The following is a 21,233-nucleotide window of genomic DNA, read 5'->3' as shown; positions in this document are numbered from 1 at the left end:
ATTGTCAGTTAGCTTCGCTCAAGCAGGTTATCGCAGCACGATACCGGTAACGCCTGAGCAGTGACGATCGCTAAGGACGAGTGAAACTAAAAAAACTTCACGGGTCAGCATGGCAATCCTCCTTATGTATTCTGTTGGTGAATGAATGAGCTGATTATATTGGGGATTTCCGAATTGTTCCAGTGTCGAAAATCCTCACGAGAACGTTACGGTGTCACCACATCGTTTTCAAGCTTCTGCCGTTTACGCAAGGCCGGGAACCATGTCATCCATAATCCCACCACGATCAATGTACCGACGCCGCCAATCGCCGCGGCCGGAACTGCGCCCACCCAGGCCGCCAGCAAACCGGATTCAAACTCGCCGAGCTGATTGGACGTGTTGATGAAAATGGAATTCACAGCGCTGACGCGGCCACGCATATCGTCAGGCGTGTCCAGCTGAACCAGCGCGCCACGGATAACCATGCTGATCATATCGAAACCGCCGAGGGCAAACAGGGCCAGTATGGAAAGCCACAACGAGGTTGAGAAGGCGAAGACCAAGGTGGCGACGCCAAAACCGGCTACCGCCGTAAACATGGTCATCCCGACATTGCGTTTCAGCGCGCGATGGCTCAGCCAGAAGCCGACGATTAAGCCACCAACCGCAGGCGCACCGCGTAGTAAACCCAATCCCCACGGGCCGGTATGCAGAATATCGTGCGCAAAAATCGGCAACAAGGCCGTCGCGCCTCCCAGCAGCACGGCAAATAAATCGAGTGAAATGACGCCCAGAACGTCCGGCCGGTTACGGATAAAGCTGATGCCCGCAAACAACGTTTTGAACGTGGCCGGAATACGGCGTGGAGGCGCCTGTTCGTATCGTAAACGGCTGACCATCAGGATCGACAGCAGATACAGCACGGCGCAAACCGAATAGGCCACGCCCGCACCGGCGACATACAGAAAACCGCCCAGCGCCGGGCCGACCATCGCTGCCGCCTGGCCGGACACGCTGTTTGCCGCCATTGCGCGCGCCAGCAAATGCGGCGGAACCAGCGCCGGAAGCATCGACTGCAACGACGGCGCCTCCATCGCTTTGGCGGTCGAAATAATGAAAATCAGCCCGAGTATGATCACTTCATTGACGTGATGGGTCAGCGACAACCAGGCCAGTGCGGCAATCGCCAGCCACTCTACCATCTGCCCGAGCAACACCACGCGGCGACGATCAAACTGGTCGGCTACGTGCCCGGCGACCAGCGCCAGCGCGACGGAGGGGAAAAACTGCACCAGCCCGATCAGCCCGAGATCAAATGCCCGACCAGTAATCGAATAGATTTGCCAGCTCACCACAATTGAAAGCATCTGGAAACCAAAGCTGGACGCGGCGCGGGCTATCCAGAACGCAACAAACGAACGATGTTGTAACAGCGAATCTGAATTCACTGCGGAAGAAGGAGGCATGACAAATTCCTGAAAGAAGAAAGTTTATACGCCGCGTCTGAGCCTTATTGTGTCATAAGTTAGCCCGGCAATTATTAGGGGTACAAATTATTAACAATCAATCTACCGGGCTATTTTTACCATAAAAAAGAACCATCACAAAAAATTCAGCACATCTTCATTAAACGGAGTTTGCCTTCACATTGTGAAGAAGGAACGGAGTTCTTGCGCATGATCTTCCGGTTTTTCTTCAGAAATAAAAACGGCCTCAAGTGAGGCCGTGGCGAGCGGGGGAACTGCAAATTTACCAGCGTAATTTACGGCCGGAATATTCCACAAAGTGGTGGCCGCCTTTGCCGCGGAATGCGTCGAACTGATCAGCAATCCCGGTGGCGCTTTCTTCAACGGTCAGGGTGGCATCTTCGCCGCCCATATCAGTTTTTACCCAACCCGGATGGACGGATAACAGCGTCAGTTCCTGCTTTTCAGTGGCTTCCTGCAACCCGCGGGTCAGCATATTCAGCGCGGCCTTACTGGCGGAATACAGCGGATAGGTGGCGACTTCATTCTCGTTGAGGCTGGACAGTTCTGAGGTCATCAGCGCCAGCACGCCGGTACGGTGATTCAGCAGGGGAAGGAATTCAGCGGCAGTGCGGACAGGGGAAATGGCATTGGTCAGGAACAGCTGAATAATCTCTTCATCGGTGGCCTGATGAATGTCCTGATGGTCGGGACCAAATACGCCCGCATTCACGAAAATCAGGTCAAAACGGCTTTCGGAAAGTGCGTCTTTCACCGCTTCGCGGGCTTCGGATTTATTGATATCTAATTTTACCCATTCAGCCGAAGCAGGGCTTTTCGCCGGAACGGCAGCACGCGTAGTCGCAGTTACCTGCCAGCCACGTTTTGCCAGTACATCCACCACACCCAGGCCGATGCCGCGTGAAGCGCCGATGATCAATGCTTTCTTAGAGTCAGTCATATTCATCCTTTTATTCAATGCGTTAAAATTAATTTGTTGTTTTCATTAAACCTGTAAAACCGCTTTAGCTTGAGTTTCAGTATGGGACAACCCGCCGCTGGCAACAATGGGCTGGAGTCCGATTTTCCGGATGCATGAGTTTCCCGGCACTGACTGTCGGCGTGGCAACCTGCTAGCGCCGGCAGGCTTGATTTATATCGCCTGTTGTTTGTCGGTGTTCATATATTTCCAATGAATTCATTGGTGGCATGAATAATAATATTTTAAGCTTTAATTCATGCATAAATATCTTGTTTTTTAAAATACTCAGGAACAAAATCACTCTCAGATTTAACTTTTACAGACTGCATTAATAGTAATACATTAAGTTGATTATCTGATTGACGGATTTCTGTTAATTAAATCAGTAACAAGAATGAATTATCGTCGAAGTTGACGTAATTTCGAAATGGAAAGTATCACTCATTCAAATGATTTTTAAGGGACTAATATGGCAAACTTAACATATCTGACGTTGAACGGGCAAACTCAGGGGCTGATCTCTGCGGGATGTTCTTCACTGGATTCCATTGGTAATAAAGCGCAAATCGGAAATATTGACAAGATCATGGTTTACAGTATGAAACATACGCTGTCCCGCGATCAAAACGTAAACCATCATGAAGTGACTATTCTTAAGCCGATAGATAAATCTTCGCCGCTTCTTGGGAAGGCTATAACTGATAATGAAATATTAACCTGTGATCTGGAACTCTACCGTACAAATAAAGTCGGCATGGGAGAGTGTTATTACAAAGTGAAATTAACCGGTGCCCGGATCACAAATATCGATTTTATTGTGCCCCACAGCATTCTTGAGAGCGAAGCCGAAGCGCAGGAAAGAGTCAGTTTCAGCTACGAAACCATCACATGGGAACACTGCATAGCGGGCACAAGCGCGTACAGTTTATGGAATGAACGCGTTTATTAAGAAAGGGAAAAAAATGTCAGATCTCACGGATGCGGCTTACTGGCGACGGGTCAATGCCGGCAAAAAAATATTAATGGGCGAGGACTCATTCAACTCTTTCCCCAGCATGAATCCTGTGCAGCGCGATATTGCTTTCGCGAACGGTACATTTATTACCGAAACTCGCCATATCATGTTGCTGACGATGGAAGAGGCGCAAGAAATTGTCGATACCCTGATGGGCGGCACGGATAAAATTTTCTCCTACAAACTGGCGCCGGGTAACATTAAAGATATTCTGGAAGGCACTGGGAATATCAGCAAATTAATGACCTATAAGAATTCAGCCGGTGATCTGGTGTTTCATTTCAAATCGCTCGGTGTCCGGGCGATTGAATACACATTCGAAGGTAAATCTTACATCAAAATAACCGGGTACGCCGGATTGCGCCAAATTCTCAAGGGCACCCGTTATGCTGTGAATCATCCTCAGATGCTGGAAATGGGCATTGGCTACCGGGGTATTGGTAAAGCACTTGTTAAAGGAACGAGATTTTGTATTGTCGCCTCCCTGGCCTGGCGCGCCCTCGAATTAGTATTTAAATCTGATTATCACCTTGCCGATTTTCTTGTTGATGTTTCGGTGGATGCGGTAAAAACCATTGTTACTAGTATTGTTATCGGTGTTGCTGCGGGTGTTTTGACTGTACTTGGTGCCCCTGTCGCTTTTACTATATTTGTAATTGTAGTCGCTGGCATTGTATTAAATATCACGTTGAATAAGTTAGATGACAAAATTGGCTTCTCTTCTAGCCTTAAAATCAAGTTGAGGGAGGGATGGGAAGAATATCAAAAAATCAATGAATGGAATTTTAAAAATTCCGGTTTATTTTTAAATGCACCTGTAGGATTTGGATATTGAAATGGAAATGAATGATTTTAGAAAACTAATTATCTATAAGCTTTCAGCTATTTTTCTGATAGTCTTTTTTGCAGGGTTCACTTACCTGGTGATTAGCTTGCCTGGTGTGCTTGGTAATTATTCGATATTTGCTTTTGGAGATATCATTGAGTATAACGGGAAGGTGGTTATTTCTGTCTCAGGTATTCCTCTGTTTATTTGGGGTTTTTTCTTTTCGTTAAGGGTTTTATTGCATAAAGGGATGAAACCCTTGAAAAAAGCCACGTGGATTGGGAATGTTTGGGGAGGGGTTAGCCTTGCATCAGTATGCTTGGGTTTTATCGCCTCGTTTATTCTCCCTTTCATATTTATTTTTTCATCCTATACCTCCTGCAATACAGATACAACCAGCAATTATTATGTCATTCACCCTGATTTATGTAAGACAATAGTTACGCATCGCTGGAGAGATAAATGAAAGATAATGATTTACAAAAATTGGTGTTTTATAAACTCTCAGCTTTTTTAATGATGGCTATCTGCGTGGTAACTATTTACGTGATTTCCATTTAAGTGGATTTATTTGGTGTTTACTCGTTTTTTTTGCGCGGAGATATTATACAGTATAATGGGAAAGTGATAATATCTATTGGAGGGGTTCCTTTATTCATCTGGATGTTCTTTTTTTCATTGAGAATATTATTACGTAAAGGGATGAAACCATTAAAAAAAGCTACTGTAATCGGAAATATTTGGTTAGGAATTAGTATAGCCTCCTGCTGCTTAGGGTTTGTTATGTCCTTTATCATCCCATTCATATTTATGTTTTCATCCTACACTTCCTGCAACGAAGATAAACTCGGCAGTTATTATGTTATTCACCCTGCTTTATGTAAGACGATAGTGCCTTACGACAAGTTGAGATAATGAAATAATTGTCCTTTTTCAGCGGCCATTTGCTAGAAAATTTGTGATGCGCACCAGACTTTCACGTTGCCAGCCTTGTAATGAATGCGTACTGTTGTTCATTCGAAATGGCTGACAAGAGTGAGTGAAAAAAATGGCCGTGAAATGGATAATTCTCTGTTTTGTAGGGGTTTTGTTGCTGTCATTCGGTTACAGCTATGCCAGGGCGGCACACACTAAAACGGAGCCTGCCAGCCAGAACTGGTCGACGGCGCGTCGTGATTCTGCGGGTATTGCGCCGGATCCGGTCAAACTGCGCAGTACCGCGATTGTCCAGATATATGCCGCGCCGACGTATGGCTGGCGCGGGCTGGTGGCGGTACATCCGTGGATTATTTTTAAACGCGAAGGCGAAACGGCGTTTACACGTTATGACGTCATCAGCTGGGGCAGCACGAACGTTGTTCGCCGCAATTATGCTATCCCTGACGGTTACTGGTTTGGGTCTAAGCCCAAATTACTGGTCGATCATCGCGGTGCCCAGGCTGAAGCGATGATCCCCAATATTGTCGCGGCGATAAAAAGTTATCCGTATCCGCATACCTATCACGCGTGGCCTGGCCCCAACAGCAACACATTTATGGCGCACATTGGCCGTGAAGTGCCGGATCTGCAACTCGATATGCCGTCTAACGCCATCGGCAAAGATTATCGGGGCATCACAAATCCGATCGGTTTGCCACCTTCCGGTCGTGGCGTGCAGGTTTCAGTGCTGGGGCTTTTGGGCGTTACGCTCGGCGTTGAAGAGGGCGTTGAAGTGAATGTGTTAGGGCTAAATCTGGGAGTTGATTTCAAAAATCCGGCACTGCGTTTACCGTTTGTCGGTCGCGTCGGTTTTGATAATCCGCAAAATGCCGAGCTTTAGCGTTTATTACTAAGATGTACTTCAGAATTTAAAATGGCCGGTATCTCTCCGGCCAGACAAATGATCAGAACGATGAATGCTTGTAAGACCGGTATTCTGGCTTCCAGAATTCAGTATCAAGACGGTTTTGCAGCGTCTCTTGCGACATTTCCGGCGCCACACCTTCGTGCTGCGCTACACGGGCGACTTCGGCGGCAATCACTTTCGATACATGCTGAATATCGGCGATAGCCGGTAACAGCGAGCCTTTGCCGGTAGTTGCCAGCGGAGAAAGGCTGGCCAGCGCCTGACTTGCGGCGAGCAACATACCATCAGTAACGCGACGCGCTTTGGCGGCCAGAATCCCCAAGCCTAAACCGGGGAAGATATACGCATTGTTGCATTGCGGGATCGCGTAAGTGCGGTCCTGATAATGCACCGGCGCAAACGGGCTGCCGGTTGCCATCAGTGCCGCGCCTTCGGTCCACGCAATCACATCTTGCGGGCGGGCTTCGGCACGGGACGTCGGATTCGACAACGGCATGATGATCGGATGGTGGCAGTTGTGGTGCATTTCGCGGATGATTTCTTCGGTGAACAGCCCCGGCTGCCCGGAAACGCCAATCAGAATCGTCGGTTTGGAATGGTGTACGACATCCTGCAACGAGATGTTTTGTGCATCGACTTTCCAGTGAGCGATACTGGCTTTGCGTGTGACCAGTTTGCGCTGGAAACCCAGCACGTTTGGCATGTCATCGGTCAGCAAACCAAAACGATCCACCATAAACACCTGACCGCGCGCTTCGTCTTCCGTCGCGCCTTCGGCGATCATCTGCGCAATAATTTTTTCCGCGATACCACAGCCCGCAGAACCCGCGCCGAGGAAAGTCACGCGCTGGTCGCGCAACTGCGTTCCGGCAGCATGGCTGGCAGCAATCAGGCAGCCTAACGTGACAGCGGCGGTGCCCTGAATATCGTCATTAAAGCAGCACAGCTCTTCACGATAACGTTCCAGCAGCGGCATCGCGTTGGTTTGCGCGAAATCTTCGAACTGAAGCAATACGTCCGGCCAGCGCGTTTTGACCGCCTGAATGAACATATCCATAAATTCATTGTATTCACCGTCGGTAATGCGCGGGTGGCGCCAGCCCATATACAGCGGATCATCGAGGCGCTGCGCATTATTGGTGCCAACGTCGAGCATGATCGGCAACGTATTGGCCGGGTTAATCCCGCCACAAGAGGTATACAGAGACAGTTTGCCGATAGGAATACCCATCCCGCCGATGCCCTGATCGCCCAATCCCAGAATGCGCTCGCCGTCGGTGACGACGATCACCCGGATGTCGTTTTTGGAGAAGTTTTGCAGCATTTCATCGATATGGTCGCGGTCCGGGTAGGAGATAAACAACCCTCTGGCGCGGCGGTAGATATCAGAGAAATGCTCACAGGCCTCGCCGACGGTCGGGGTGTAGATGATCGGCAGCATTTCTTCCAGATGCGAATTCACCAGGTTATAGAAAAGCGTTTCGTTAGTGTCCTGGATATTGCGCAGATAAACGTGTTTTGAGATATCACGTTTGAATTCAGAGAATTGGGTGTAAGCACGGTCGGTCTGTTCGCTGATGGTTTCGACCTGATTTGGCAGCAATCCGTTCAGATTAAGCGCCAGACGCTCATCGCGGCTGAAGGCCGAGCCTTTGTTCAGCAGCGGATTTTCGAGTAACAGTGAACCGGTGTAATGCGTGTAGAGTGGGCGTTTTTTTAACATCATTAAGCCTTAGAGAGTTTGTACTCAGTGATTTCCCTCGGCGTTATTTCTTCGCGCGGGATCCCTCGCAGTAAAATCCTATAAACAATCGAATCAGAGTGAATTAAAAATAAAGCAGGTGGCGCACAGCAGCCGGAAATAGTCTTTATTATTGTCTGTTTTTTATATCACGCGTGAGGCAGGGGTTCTGGTTACATAAATTACAAAAGCATTTTAATACTTACTTAGTGATAAGAAACGACAGCATGTTGTTGGATATTTCAGAGTAATTCAATGTAAGTAATAAAATAAATACTCACTTAAGCTAAATAACTCAGTTTAGTGTAATTGATTGATTTTACTGTTTTTGATGGTTAAGTAATTATTGTTATTCTTATCAAATAAACAGATGTGAGCATTGTCACAATTACCTTTAAGCGAAAATAATATAAAGACTCGCAGTTTTATTTTTCTTCATTCAATTAACAATAAAAAAGATAAAGGTCTGATTATGCCAACGTTACTCTTATCCTCTTTATTCCCTTTGGTTTTTGTTATGGTTTTAGGCTGGCTGAGCGGGAAACTCGGTTATATGAAACGGGACGACGCAACGGTGTTAGCCACCGTAGTGATTCGTTTTGCTTTGCCATTACATCTTTTTATCGGCGCATTACACACCGACCCTTCTAAAATACAGAATTTATCCTTTATGGCTGTGCTGGTGATCGGCCTGATGGGGTCTTATCTTCTGACACTGTGCATCTCGCGTTTTCTGTTTCGTCACGATATAAAAACCAGCGCCATTCAGTCACTGGTGTGCGCCTTCCCGGATATGGCGTACTTCGGCGCGCCGGTTCTGGCCGTACTCATCGGGCCGGAAGGTTTTCTGGGTGTGCTGGTGGGTAACCTGATCACCAGCGTGCTGATGATCCCGCTGACCATTGTTCTGATCCGCATGGGGGATGAAAACAGTGAACTGGCCGATCAGGGCAGTCTGAGCAAAATGATCCTGACAAACCTGTTCAAAGCGGTGCGCAACCCGATTGTGTGGATCCCCGTTCTCGGCGTCATCATGAGTCTTGCGGGGATCAAAATCCCGGAACTGCTGTCGTCTTCGGTTGAAATGATGGGGAAAACGGCAGGGGGTATTTCGTTGTTCGCGCTGGGATTATTGTTCTTCGGCGAACGCCCGACGCTGAATATCCATACGTTTACCAATATCGGCATCAAGAATTTAATCCAACCTGCCATCATGGCGGCCGCCGGAATAGCATTTGGTCTGAGTCATACGCTGATGCAGCAGGTGGTGATTATCGGTGCCACGCCGTCGGCGATTGCTGCCGGGATGTTTGCAGTGCGCAGTGATACGTACGTGGAATCCGCCTCATCTTCCATTCTGATCGGGACAGCGCTCGGGATTGTGACGGAAGGGATCGTGATTTATATGATGTCGTAAAGCAGGGACGTGCTGTGATCTGAACCGATAAAAAAGGCCCGCCATTTCCGGCGAGCCTTTTGTTTTAGCGCGGTGCGATTACTTCACGCATTTCGCACATTGGTTTTGCTGGATCTGCTGGAAGAAGTCGTTGCCTTTGTCATCCACCAGGATGAACGCCGGGAAGTTTTCCACTTCAATTTTCCATATTGCTTCCATCCCTAATTCAGGATATTCAACACATTCGAGGCTTTTGATGCTTTGTTGTGCAAGAACCGCTGCCGGGCCGCCGATGCTGCCCAGATAGAAGCCACCGTGTTTGTGGCAGGCATCGGTAACTTGCTGGCTGCGGTTGCCTTTTGCCAGCATGATCATGCTGCCGCCGTTAGATTGCAGAAGATCCACGTAGGAATCCATGCGGCCTGCGGTGGTCGGGCCGAGGGAACCGGAGGCATAACCTTCTGGTGTTTTCGCCGGGCCAGCGTAGTAAATCGGGTGATCTTTAACGTACTGTGGCAAGCCTTCGCCGTTATCCAGACGGTCTTTCAGTTTGGCGTGCGCAATGTCACGACCTACGATAATAGTACCGTTCAGGGAAAGGCGCGTTGATACCGGATATTCTGAAAGCTGTGCAAGGATTTCTTTCATCGGGCGGTTCAGGTCAACCTTAACGGCTTCGCCTTCACCGGCATGACGCAGTGATTCAGGGATATATTTGCCCGGATTGTTTTCCAGTTTCTCGATCCAGATACCGTCTTTGTTGATTTTCGCGCGGATATTTCGGTCAGCGGAGCAGGAAACACCCATGCCCACCGGGCAGGAAGCGCCGTGACGTGGCAGACGGACTACCCGGATGTCGTGAGCAAAGTATTTACCGCCGAACTGCGCGCCGAGGCCGAGATTGTTCGCTTCGATCAGCAGTTCCTGTTCGAGTTGCACATCGCGGAAAGCCTGACCGTGTTCGTTACCTTCCGTTGGCAGACCATCGTAGTAATGCGTGGACGCCAGTTTTACTGTTTTCAAGGTCGCTTCGGCCGAAGTGCCGCCGATAACAAACGCGATATGGTAAGGAGGGCAAGCCGCGGTACCCAGCGTGCGCATTTTCTCAACCAGATAGCCTTTCAGCTTCGCCGGGGTGATCAGCGCTTTGGTTTCCTGATAAAGATACGTTTTGTTTGCAGAACCACCGCCTTTGGCGATGCACAGGAATTTGTACTCGTCGCCATCGACGCTGTAGAGGTCGATTTGTGCCGGCAGGTTGGTGCCGGTGTTCACCTCTTTGTACATATCCAGCGCGGCATTCTGGGAATAGCGCAGGTTGTCTTCGATGAAAGTGTTATATACGCCCTGAGACAGGCTGGCTTCGTCGTTTCCGCCGGTCCAGACGCGCTGGCCTTTTTTGCCCATAATGATCGCGGTGCCGGTGTCCTGGCAGGTTGGCAGAATGCCTTTCGCGGCGATCTCTGAGTTTCTCAGGAACTGCAATGCAACGTATTTGTCGTTTTCGCTGGCTTCCGGGTCATCCAGGATGGCGGCAACTTGTTGCTGATGCGCAGGGCGCAGCATGAAAGAAGCATCGTGGAATGCGTGCTGAGCCAGCAGGGTAAGCGCTTCGGGCGCGACTTTTAAGACGTCTTCACCGTCAAACTGTCTGACAGAGACGTGCTCTTTGGTCAGCAAATAGTATTCAGTATCGTCTTTGGAAACGGGGAAGGGATTCTGATAGTAGAAAGGTTTATTCGACATTGTTTTCTCACTTAATCCGTTATGGCCGCCACGGGTACAACGATTTTCAGGAAGAGTACGGGAAAATCACGGCGACGTTTCTATTCGTTCCGTATGTTGCCAGCCAAATACACAGGCTGGCAACGTGGTTTAACTGTTTTCTTTTAGTAAATGTTTTGTTAATGCCTTGCGGATGGTTTTATGCACACCCTCAGAACATCATCACCATCCACGGGTAGCCAATGACCAGCAATGCGACCAGGAAGATGGCACCGAAGATGGTGCCCAGTCGCCAGTAATCTTTCGTCGGCAGATAACCACTCCCGTAATAAATCGGACTCGGGCCAGTACCGTACGGTGTGATGATCCCCATGATCCCCAGAGACGTCACCATCAGCAGACAGAACACCTGCATATTGATGCCCGGAATCGCAGCACCAATAGTCAGCATAGCCGGTAAAAGCGCGGTGGTGTGTGCGGTGGTGCTGGCAAACAGATAGTGCAGCAGGTAGAACGCCAGCAGCAGGGCGATGGTCGCCGCGCCCGGAGAAATACCGCCCATCAGCGCAGCGCCTTCTTTACCCAGCCAGGCGATAAAGCCCGTGCGTGACAGGCCGTCAGCCAGTGCAACCAGCGTGGCAAACCAGGCAAAGGTGTTCCAGGCCGGTTTGTTGCTGGTGATATCGTTCCAGTTCAGAACGCCGGTCCACAACATCAGAACCACAACCAGCAGCGCAGCCATTGCAGGCTCAATGAAGCTGGCAGCGAAAATCCACATTGCCAGCGCACAGCATACGAAGACCAGCAGCAAGATTTCGTGACGGGACATTCTGCCGAGTTTCGCCAGCTCAGACGTTGCCCATTTTGGCACTTCGTCGTTGATTTTAACTTCAGGCGGGTAGAACCAGTACGCCAGCAGCGGCATGGTCAGCAGCAACAGTAAGCCGACCGGCAGGAACGCCATGAACCAGGTGCCCCAGGAGATGTTGATCCCGGTGACGCTGTTCACGATGCCCAGCGCCAGCAGGTTGGGAGCCAGTGCAGACAGGAACATGGAGCTGGTGATACACGCTGCGGTGATGGCGACCCACATCAGGTAAGAACCAATTTTGCGGGCGCTCGGGTCGTTAGGTTTAGAGCCGTACAACGGTGGCAGGTTAGCAATGATCGGGTAGATCGTGCCGCCACTGCGCGCGGTATTGGACGGTGTGAACGGTGCCAGCAGTAAGTCTGCAAAGGTGATGGCATAACCGAGCGTCAGGCTGCGGCGGCCAAGATATTTCACCAGAATCAGCGCCAGACGGCGGCCGAACTGGGTTTTATCGTAGCCGGCGGCAAACATGAACGCGCCGAAGATTAGCCAGACCGTTGAGTTACCGAAACCACTGACGGCCCATTTGAAAGACTGTGCCGCCATTTTGAATTTCGGATCGGCCAGCTCAGCCGGGCTGAACAGCAACCACTGGCTGAAGAGGGCAATGACCACGACGCCGGTCAGGCCGATAACGGCACCTGGCAGTGGCTCGAAGATCAAACCCACGATGACGCCGACAAAAATGGCGAAGAAGTGCCATGCATAAGGTTCAAGGCCATCGGGAGTGGGAACCAGTAGCAGCAACACCGCTACCAGCACCGGAAGTAACATAAAGATCCAGCGATTTTTCTTGCCGGACTCGGCTTTTTTCGCTGGCTCTTTCACCGCAGTTTTTGTTATTTCGCTCATAATATTTATCTTAGGTAGTTAGGAATATTGTGATGATGCTTAGGTAAAATGTCTCTTGTGTTTTTTTAGTTACTTTGCTTTTTTTAGTTATTTAATGGCGAGCAAGTTTTTATGAAATCCTCCCCCATTATTGTTATTTGTGTTTGGTAGATGTCATTCCCCATAAGAGGGAGTAAATGTTTATATAATGCGTTTTCCCTATTTATTACTGTTGATCTTGATCAACAAAATACGGTGATGGTTTATTTTTTAAAACAATAAATGAGATGCCCGTAACGTGTTTTGAACATGTTTAACGCACATTGTCATCAGGCTGGGAATAAATTGCGATTAATGCCCCTTTATGGGGTGGAGATGCATGAGAAGCGGAGTATGCCGAATGAGAGTCATTCACATCGTTGAGGCTTTCCCGTCCTGATGCCGGTGGCCTTGCGGGCGGGTAAAACCTCTGATTTTCTTGGTAAGAACGGGCTGAAGATGTAATAGTTATCTGATCATATAAATACAAATAAGATCGTAGTTTACACGAATGTGATTATTTATTTTTAGTGTTAACATATTTTTAATATAACAGGCATTAAGTTAATAGATAAATAGTTAATAAACTAATGTAAGCGGTTTTGAAACTAAAAATAAAACTATATTAATAAGCATTAGACCGGCAACGAAATAAAACACACAAATAATAATCAGATATTTCGTCAAATAGCGGCCGGTAAAGAATTCAGAAAATTAATACTTAAAATTTGGAGTTACAATTATGAGCACCAACGCACCGCTATTGAGTCCGTTCACTCTGCCAAATGGCACCGTACTGAAAAACCGTATCCTGATGGCGCCAATGACCACCTGCACCGGTTTTTATGATGGCACCGTCACCAGCGAGCTGGTCGAATATTATCGCGCCCGCGCTGGCAGTATCGGCACCGTCATCGTGGAATGCTGTTTTGTTGATGACAAAGGCCTCGCATTCCCGGGCGCTATCGGCATCGATAACGACAGTAAAATTGCCGGTCTGGCGAAAATTGCCGAAGCGGTGAAATCTCAGGGTTCCAAAGCACTGTTGCAGATTTATCACGGCGGCCGCATGAGCGAGCCAAAACTGATCGGCGGTCAGCAGCCGGTTGCGCCAAGTGCGCTGGCTGCACCGCGTGACGGCGCAGCAACTCCGGTGGCGTTAACCGCAGAAGAAGTGGACGGCATGATCGCCAAATTTGGTGAAGCCACCCGCCGCGCGATTGAAGCCGGTTTCGACGGTGTGGAAATTCACGGCGCGAATACTTACCTTATCCAGCAGTTCTTCTCACCGAACTCCAACCAGCGCGACGACAAATGGGGCGGTAGCCGCGAAAACCGCGCCCGTTTCCCGCTGGCTGTGCTGGATATCACCCATGAAATGGCGAAGAAATACGCCGATTCTACTTTCATTATTGGTTACCGTTTCTCACCGGAAGAACTCGAAGAGCCGGGCATTCGCTTTGCAGACACAATGTATCTGCTCGAGCAACTGGCCGCGCGGGGTCTGGATTATCTGCATTTCTCCCTCGGTTACTCCTTGCGGCCTTCCATCAACGACACCACAGATCCGACGCCGCTTATCGACAAGTATGTCGCGATGCGTTCTGAAACGCTGGCGGCTATACCAGTGATGGGCGTGGGCGGTATTGTGAACAAAGCCGATGCGGAGCTGGCGCTGGAACATGGCTACGATATGATTGCCATTGGTAAAGCCTGCATCGCTTACCCTGACTGGACTGACCGTATCGCCAATGACCAGAAACTCGATCTGTTCATTGACAGCACGCAGCGCGAAGCCCTGACCATTCCTGAGCCGCTGTGGCGCTTCTCGCTGGTTGACGCGATGATCCGCGACATGAGCATGTCGTCGAAAAAATTCAAAGCCGGTGTGTTCCAGGAAAAAGTGCAGGACAACGCGCATGAAGTGGCAGTGAACGTCAGCCTGGAAACCGACCGCATTACGGACATCGTGCTGGAAGCCAGTGCGGATCTGGATGTGGAATTCACCACCAGCTTCGATATCATCCGTACCCGTATTCTGGATGCGAACAGCCCGCACGTTGACGCCGTCACGGGCGCCACTGAACAGAGCGAAGCGGTGAAAAAAGCGGTGTCCAAAGCCATCGCAAAATCGTGTAAAGCGCAGTTGCTGGAAGAGGGCGGCAGCCTGTCCGAACCGCAAAGCTACGATGTGGTTGTAGTCGGCAGCGGCGGTGCGGGTCTGGCGGCTGCGATTCAGGCCTGTGATGAAGGCGCGAAAGTGCTGATCGTCGAGAAAATGTCTACCATCGGCGGCAACACCATCAAAGCCTCTGTGGGCATGAACGCCGCTGAAACCCGTTATCAGAAACTGAAAGGCATCGAAGACAGTAAAGAGCTGTTCTATCAGGAAACCCTGAAAGGCGGCCAGTTCAAAAATAACACCGTGCTGCTGAACGAATTCATCGAACGGGCTCCGCAGGCCGTCGAATGGCTGGCTGCACACAATATTGAACTGAGCGATATCACCATCACCGGCGGGATGAGCATCGACCGTACGCACCGTCCGGCCGACCGCAGTGCAGTCGGTGGCTTCCTGATAAGCGGTCTGGTGAAAAACCTCAACAAACGTAATATCGACGTGATGCTGGATACGTCTGTGACCGAAATCCGTTACACCAACGGCGCGGTGCAGGGCGTCGAACTGCTCAACGATGAAAACGAAGTGCTGACGGTGAATGCTAAAAGCGTGATTGTCGCGACCGGTGGTTTCAGCGCCAACCGTGATATGGTCGTGAAATATCGCCCTGAACTGGACGGTTTTGTGACCACTAACCACAAAGGCGCGACCGGCGGCGGTATTGCCATTCTCGAAAAAATCGGTGCCGGTACCGTCGATATGGGCGAAATTCAGATTCACCCGACCGTGGAACAGACAACGTCTTATCTGATTTCCGAAGCCATCCGTGGCGGCGGCGCGATTCTGGTCAGCCAGGCGGGTCATCGCTTCTTCAACGAGATGGAAACGCGCGACAAAGTTTCTGCAAAAATCATCGGCCTGCCGGAGATGTTTGCCTACGTGGTCTTCGACGAACAAGTGCGGCTTAACAACAAGGCGGCAGATGAGTACATTGCACGTGGTTTTGTTATCAGCGGATCTACACCGCGTGAACTGGCCGCTAAGCTGGAAATGGATTCCGATGCGTTTCTCGCCACGCTCGAAAACTACAACGTCGCGGTGGATAAACAGGACGACGCAGCGTTTGGCCGTAAAACAGCGATGCGCCATCCGATCAATCAGGGGCCATTCTACGCTATCCGTATCGCACCGGGGGTTCACCACACCATGGGCGGCGTGACCATTAACACCGACACCTGCGTACTGGATGCTCATAAACAGGTGCTCAGCGGCGCATTCGCCGCGGGTGAAGTGGTCGGCGGGATCCACGGTGGTAACCGTATCGGCGGGAATGCCGTTGCAGATATCATTATCTTCGGTATTCTTGCTGGACAGAATGCAGCGAAATACGCGATGCAATAAAGAACCGTTTTCCTTCCGGTTGCACGGAGTCTGGCAACGCTAAGTCAGCGCCTGTAACCCGGAAGGTTAAGGTTTCAGTTAAACGTAAAGCCTGTCCCGCATCGCTGTGGGGCGGGCTTTTCACTTTTCTTCTTTAAGGTCTGTTTTGAGGCCTGCTTTTGGGTAAATCTGATGACGCCAGACGATCGTGTTTATGCTTATTCCGCCGTTTTGATGGGTTCGCCCATTCTTCTCAAGCTGTTTGAACATAATCAAACGCTGGCCTCCAACGTTTTTCGCCTTATCAAACTTCAGGAAACAAAACTGACGGTTAACCGCCCGCAGTCCGAAGTGATGTCAGTGAACCATGCGGCAGGGGATCATGCGGTTACTGTCAGCAAACCGGTGTTCGATTTGATCAGTCGCGCCAAAGCCGTGAGTGTGCTGGAAAACAGCAGTTTTAATTTCACCATCGGTCCGCTGGTAAAACGCTGGAAAATCGGTTTTAACGGCAACAGCGTACCTGCGGCGGGTGACTTACAGACGTTATTGAAAATTACCGATCCCCATGACGTGATCCTCGATGAAGAATCGCAGTCCGTTTTTCTGCATAAAGCGGGAATGGAAATCGATCTGGGTGCGATTGCCAAAGGGTATATCGCGGACGTGGTAAGGGATTTTCTTCGTGAACAGCAGGTCACGCAGGCGCTGATCAATCTGGGCGGGAATGTGCAAACGCTGGGTGCGGGGGCAGAAGGGGCGTGGGCGATTGGCCTGAAAAAACCGTTTTCTGACCCGGAATCGCTGATCGGGGTGATAAACGTTACAAATAAATCGGTAGTAACATCGGGCGTTTACGAGCGGTACTTCGCGCTAAATGGCCAGCGTTACCATCATATTCTCGATCCGAAAACCGGTTATCCGCTGGATAACGAACTTCTCAGCGTGACGATTATTTCGGATGATTCGATTGACGGTGATATCTACACCACGCTGCTTTACGGCATGGGCGTGGAAAAAAGCCTCAGGTACTTGCAGAATTTCCCGCACATTGAGGCTGTTTTTGTCACGAAAGACCAGCAGATTATCTTCTCGTCGCCGCGGCAGTTTACGTTCACGCCGCTGGACCCGGACTATCACATTACTGGCAGTATTGCTTAAGCAGCGAGTAATGATCGGCCTGTAAGCGATAGCGGTAAACCGGCCTGCCCGTTACGCCATAATGAATGCTGGTGAAGAGGATGTTCATCTGTGCCAGCCATATCAGGTATTTACGACAAGACACCCGCGAAATATTCACTGAACTGGCAAGTTCGTCGGTGGAGAATTCCATCGTCGGATGCGCGTCAATCCACTGGCACAGCGTGCGCAGCGTTTGTGGCGTCAGACCTTTTGGCAGCTTTTTAGATTCTGCCGCCGCCGGGTTATTGCCATGAATTAACCGGTCAACGTCCGACTGCTCATAATATTGCTGGTTATCCATCAGCGTTTTTTTCTGCTGCCAGCCCGTCAGTGCCTCCTCAAAACGGGAAAACTGGAACGGTTTGATCAGGTAATCCACGACGCCGTAATTCAGCGATTTTTTGATGGTGTCCGCATCGGCGGCGGAAGAAATGACAATCACGTCGATAGGGCGGCGGGCATCGCGCAGCTCAGGAAGTAAATCCAGACCATTGTCCTGCTGCATGTACACGTCAAGTAAAATCAGGTCGATAGACAGTTCTGAATTCAAAACCAGATCTTTCGCCTGTTGCAACGTCGATGCAGTGCCGCAGCACGCGAAGCCTTCAATCTGGCCCACGTAGCAGCGGTTCAGCTCGGCTACCATAGCATCATCATCAACTATCAGCACATTGATCAAGAACTTGTCCTCTCTCCATCCCAGGGAAGTTGTACAAAAAATTGGGTATAAACATCGGGTTCGGATTCTACGTTAATAGTTCCGCCCAGACTTTCAACTTGCTGTTTCGCAAGGAACAACCCCATACCTCGCTGATCACCCTTGGAAGAAATACCTTTCTCAAATATCGCCTCGATGTTTTCCGGCGCAATCCCCGGTCCGTCGTCACTGACGACGCAGGCCAGCGAACCATTTTGATAATGCAACAGCACGCTGACTTCGCCGTCCGGCTGGTCTCCAAGCGCATCCAGAGCATTTTCAATCAGATTACCCAGCACGGTGATCAGCGCCGCGACCTGATTTTCATTGCTGTTATCGGGCAACAGGCTGTCATCACTGAGCGTCAGCAGATGCCGGGTATCCGAGGCGCGGTTAATCTTGCTCAAGAGGAACCCGGCGATGACCGGAGACTTGATTTTCAACAGCAGGGATCCGATTTCAGCCTGATAGTTATTGGCTGTTTTGAGAATATAATCTTCCAGCTGCGTATAACTTTTCATGTGCAGTAAACCCAGTATCACATGGAGTTTATTCATGAACTCATGCGAGCGTTCCCGCAACGAATCTGCATAGTTTACCATGCCGCTCAGGCGCTGCATCAACTGGCTGACCTCCGTCTTATCCCTGAAGGTACAAATCGCGCCAATAATGATGCCGTTATTGCGCACCGGCACAGTATTACTCAGCAGTAAACGCCCTTTGTAGTTAATCTCTTCGTCACGACGTGGAACGCCGGTGTTGAGTACATCGCGCAGGTTGGCGATGAGTGGCAGGGAATCGGCATTCGGGACCACGTCAGTGGCTGTTTCCTGAAATATCTGGCGGGCGGTCTGGTTAATGAGCGTGACGTGCGCGTCTTCATCCACGGCGATCACGCCTTCTTTGATGGATTGCAACATCGCCTGACGCTGTTCGAACAGCGTCGAAATCTCATAAGGCTCCAGCCCGAACAGAATGCGTTTCAGCATTTTGACCAAAAAGTAGGTGCCCAGCGCGCCGACCATCATGCCGAAAAGCACCGTCCAGAGAATGCTCCAGCGACTTTTATTGATTTGCTCGGTGACTTTTTCCAGCGAAATCCCGATGGCGACAACCCCGATTTGCTTATGGTGATCGTCATACACCGGTGTAAATACACGTAACGCTTTATCCAGCGTCCCTTTGTTAATAGAGACATTTTCGTTGCCGAGCAGCGCAGGATTGATGTCATCGCCGATAAAATGATGACTGATCACATCCGTATTTGGATGCGAGAAGCGGATCCCGTCCATGTTGGTGACGACGACAAACAGCAGGTCGTTGCGTTTTTGCACTGCGCTCGCAACAGGCTGGATAATCCCGCTGTCAGAAGGCAGGGAGAGCGCGTGTTTCACTTCGGGAGAATCCGCCAGCGTTCTCGCCACGGCCAGCGCTTTATCTTTGACGCCATCGCGCGTGGTATCACTGACCTGGACAAAATAAAGCAGATGAACCACCAGCAGCACGGAAGCAATCACGGCGCTGATCATCAGAATGACGGAAGTACTGAGTTTCATGGGGTGCTTGCGCACTGAATGACGTTGCAGCGAGTCGCTCATGGGAGCCCCAAAGAGAAAAGAGCAAAATGCTCATGAATGATGATGAATAGTTCGCGTTAAACGTCCTGCGCCGATGCACCGACCCTGGCTGTACGATGAACTAACCCTGTTCAGCCATAATGATAAGTCTATTCGATTGATCTTACCGCTATTTAATACTTTCTAAAGTGAGTTTTGCGGCGTGCCTTCCAACGTTGCTGGATTTCCTTTCATCCAGCTCTGCTTTGATCTCTTCATAGTTATCATCAAGGCGATAATAACGACCCATCCAGTACATCGAACACAGAATCAGTGCCGCAGGGATATACAGGTAACAGGCTTTTATGGCCAGCAGCGCCTGCGGACTTTGTGCCTGATTGGCGAGATATCCTCCGGCAGACAGCAGGATCCCGCTGATAGCCCCGGCACCGGCCATGGCAACTTTCCCCAGGAAACCGTTAACAGACGTCAGGATACCGGCAGTGTTAATCCCGGTTTTCCATTCACCGTAATCGACAGGATCTGCCTGCATTGAGAAATAGATCGCTGTGCGCTGACCCGCACCCACAGATAAGATCGTAGCACCGGTTAATAAGCCGATAATGGCATTTCCAGAGAATATCATTACCAGCATGCCGGCTAAGTTGATTGCGCAGGAGAATAAGTAGACGTGGCGTTTTTTCATTCGCGCCGCCATAAACGGAACCGTGAGTGTTCCCAGCAAAGGTACAAAGGTCGAAATACCTGCAGCAATGGCCGTCATCGTCGGGTCGCCCACGTAATAGTTGAAGAAATAGACCAGCGCGCCAGTCTGGAAAAAGAAGGCGCCCCACATCAGAAATATATTCACTGCGAAGACAAACCACGGACGGTTGTGCCGCAGGCCAGTCCACGCGCGACTGAGCGTCATTTTTTCACTCCGGACTGTCACGCTCTCTTTGACGTTCGCAAAACTCAGCAGCAGGAAGAACACTGCGATCCCGCCAAAAATCATCGCGGTATAGAAAAATCCCGATTGCTGATTCCCGTTGCCCAGAGAATGAACCAGCGGCAGCGTAGCGACGGCCACAATCGTCGAGCCGAGCGAGCCCATCACAATGCGCACCGCCGAGAGTATGGTGCGCTCTTTGGAATCATTGGTGATAAACGGCAACATCGCGCAAAACGGAATATTGACGAGCGTATAGAGAAATGAGAGGCACAAATACGTCAGAAAGGCGTACCAAAGTTTACCTGTCAGACCGAAATCCGGCACATAAAAGGCCATCACGCATAACAGACCAAACGGCACCGCGCCAAGCAGCAGGTAAGGGCGGCAGCGGCCCCAGCGGGTATTGGTATTGTCGATGAGTAGTCCCATCAGGACATCCGCAACACCATCGACCAGGCGCGTGACTAAAAACATCAGCCCGGCGTAGTAGGCGGGAAGTCCCATAATGTCGGTATAGAAGAACATGAGGTACAGCGAAATCATCTGCCAGACCAGATTGCATGAGAGGTCGGCGATCCCATATCCCAGGCGCTGACGCCACAGGGAAAAAGTTGTATTCTGCATGGT

16 protein-coding genes are annotated in these 21,233 nt (G+C 50.1%); 8 read left to right on the top strand and 8 right to left on the bottom strand.

What is annotated here, in order from left to right; all coding sequences use genetic code 11:
• Positions 1 to 206 precede the first annotated feature (206 nt).
• A complete protein-coding gene (locus tag ACM5QY_RS23730; protein WP_416123121.1) occupies positions 207 to 1,448 on the bottom strand; it encodes an MFS transporter in 1,242 nt (413 codons plus the stop codon).
• Positions 1,449 to 1,731: 283 nt separating this feature from the next.
• Positions 1,732 to 2,409: an SDR family oxidoreductase gene (locus tag ACM5QY_RS23725; protein WP_416123120.1), complete on the bottom strand. Its 678-nt coding sequence runs from the start codon at positions 2,407 to 2,409 to the stop codon at positions 1,732 to 1,734.
• A gap of 490 nt (positions 2,410 to 2,899) precedes the next feature.
• On the opposite strand from ACM5QY_RS23725, the gene ACM5QY_RS23720 reads away from it, so the two are divergent.
• The 5 genes from ACM5QY_RS23720 to ACM5QY_RS23700 all read left to right on the top strand — a co-directional run bounded on the left by ACM5QY_RS23720 (position 2,900) and on the right by ACM5QY_RS23700 (position 6,090).
• A complete protein-coding gene (locus tag ACM5QY_RS23720) occupies positions 2,900 to 3,379 on the top strand; it encodes an Hcp family type VI secretion system effector (protein WP_195824074.1) in 480 nt (159 codons plus the stop codon).
• A 13-nt stretch (positions 3,380 to 3,392) separates the two neighbouring features.
• Positions 3,393 to 4,280 (top strand): hypothetical protein, encoded by an 888-nt coding sequence (locus ACM5QY_RS23715; protein ID WP_416123119.1) that lies wholly within the window; start codon positions 3,393 to 3,395, stop codon positions 4,278 to 4,280.
• 1 nt (position 4,281) lies between these two features.
• Positions 4,282 to 4,737, top strand: coding sequence for a hypothetical protein (locus tag ACM5QY_RS23710; protein ID WP_416123118.1), 456 nt, complete (start codon positions 4,282 to 4,284; stop codon positions 4,735 to 4,737).
• 95 nt (positions 4,738 to 4,832) lie between these two features.
• Complete coding sequence (locus ACM5QY_RS23705) at positions 4,833 to 5,186, top strand: DUF1240 domain-containing protein (protein ID WP_416123117.1); 354 nt, start codon at positions 4,833 to 4,835, stop codon at positions 5,184 to 5,186.
• Between the two features lie 133 nt (positions 5,187 to 5,319).
• Positions 5,320 to 6,090 (top strand): DUF3750 domain-containing protein, encoded by a 771-nt coding sequence (locus ACM5QY_RS23700; RefSeq protein ID WP_416123414.1) that lies wholly within the window; start codon positions 5,320 to 5,322, stop codon positions 6,088 to 6,090.
• Between the two features lie 64 nt (positions 6,091 to 6,154).
• On the opposite strand, the gene ACM5QY_RS23695 is transcribed toward ACM5QY_RS23700, so the two are convergent.
• Positions 6,155 to 7,840, bottom strand: a complete 1,686-nt coding sequence (locus ACM5QY_RS23695) for an NAD-dependent malic enzyme (RefSeq protein ID WP_416123116.1) — start codon at positions 7,838 to 7,840, stop codon at positions 6,155 to 6,157.
• A 490-nt stretch (positions 7,841 to 8,330) separates the two neighbouring features.
• Here ACM5QY_RS23695 and ACM5QY_RS23690 point away from each other — a divergent pair, with 490 nt between their 5' ends.
• Positions 8,331 to 9,275, top strand: coding sequence for an AEC family transporter (locus ACM5QY_RS23690; RefSeq protein WP_416123115.1), 945 nt, complete (start codon positions 8,331 to 8,333; stop codon positions 9,273 to 9,275).
• 78 nt (positions 9,276 to 9,353) lie between these two features.
• Here ACM5QY_RS23690 and fumA read toward each other — a convergent pair whose 3' ends face one another.
• The gene (gene fumA, locus ACM5QY_RS23685; protein ID WP_416123114.1) at positions 9,354 to 11,000 is read right to left on the bottom strand and encodes a class I fumarate hydratase FumA; all 1,647 of its coding nucleotides are present in this window, start codon (positions 10,998 to 11,000) and stop codon (positions 9,354 to 9,356) included.
• Between the two features lie 190 nt (positions 11,001 to 11,190).
• Complete coding sequence (locus ACM5QY_RS23680) at positions 11,191 to 12,702, bottom strand: anion permease (RefSeq protein ID WP_416123113.1); 1,512 nt, start codon at positions 12,700 to 12,702, stop codon at positions 11,191 to 11,193.
• 760 nt (positions 12,703 to 13,462) lie between these two features.
• Between ACM5QY_RS23680 and ACM5QY_RS23675 the strand changes: the two genes are divergently transcribed.
• Positions 13,463 to 16,240 (top strand): flavocytochrome c, encoded by a 2,778-nt coding sequence (locus ACM5QY_RS23675; RefSeq protein WP_416123112.1) that lies wholly within the window; start codon positions 13,463 to 13,465, stop codon positions 16,238 to 16,240.
• A gap of 171 nt (positions 16,241 to 16,411) precedes the next feature.
• Positions 16,412 to 17,380, top strand: a complete 969-nt coding sequence (locus tag ACM5QY_RS23670) for an FAD:protein FMN transferase (protein WP_416123111.1) — start codon at positions 16,412 to 16,414, stop codon at positions 17,378 to 17,380.
• Here the strand turns inward: ACM5QY_RS23670 and dcuR are convergent.
• From dcuR to ACM5QY_RS23655, 3 genes are all read right to left on the bottom strand, one after another.
• On the bottom strand, positions 17,361 to 18,080 hold the full coding sequence (gene dcuR, locus ACM5QY_RS23665; RefSeq protein ID WP_416123110.1) for a two-component system response regulator DcuR: 720 nt from the start codon (positions 18,078 to 18,080) through the stop codon (positions 17,361 to 17,363). The genes ACM5QY_RS23670 and dcuR overlap by 20 nt on opposite strands.
• Entirely contained in the window at positions 18,077 to 19,696 is a 1,620-nt protein-coding gene (locus ACM5QY_RS23660) for a sensor histidine kinase (RefSeq protein WP_416123109.1), read from the bottom strand. Before ACM5QY_RS23660 ends, dcuR begins: the two co-directional genes overlap by 4 nt.
• A 148-nt stretch (positions 19,697 to 19,844) precedes the next feature.
• Positions 19,845 to 21,230, bottom strand: coding sequence for an MFS transporter (locus ACM5QY_RS23655; RefSeq protein WP_416123108.1), 1,386 nt, complete (start codon positions 21,228 to 21,230; stop codon positions 19,845 to 19,847).
• Positions 21,231 to 21,233 lie beyond the last annotated feature (3 nt).

It is taken from the genome of Rahnella sp. PCH160, from assembly GCF_047784855.1.
Classification (GTDB): Bacteria; Pseudomonadota; Gammaproteobacteria; order Enterobacterales; family Enterobacteriaceae; genus Rahnella.
Note: the sequence above shows the minus strand (reverse complement) of the source record. Positions and strands in the feature narration are given on the sequence as shown.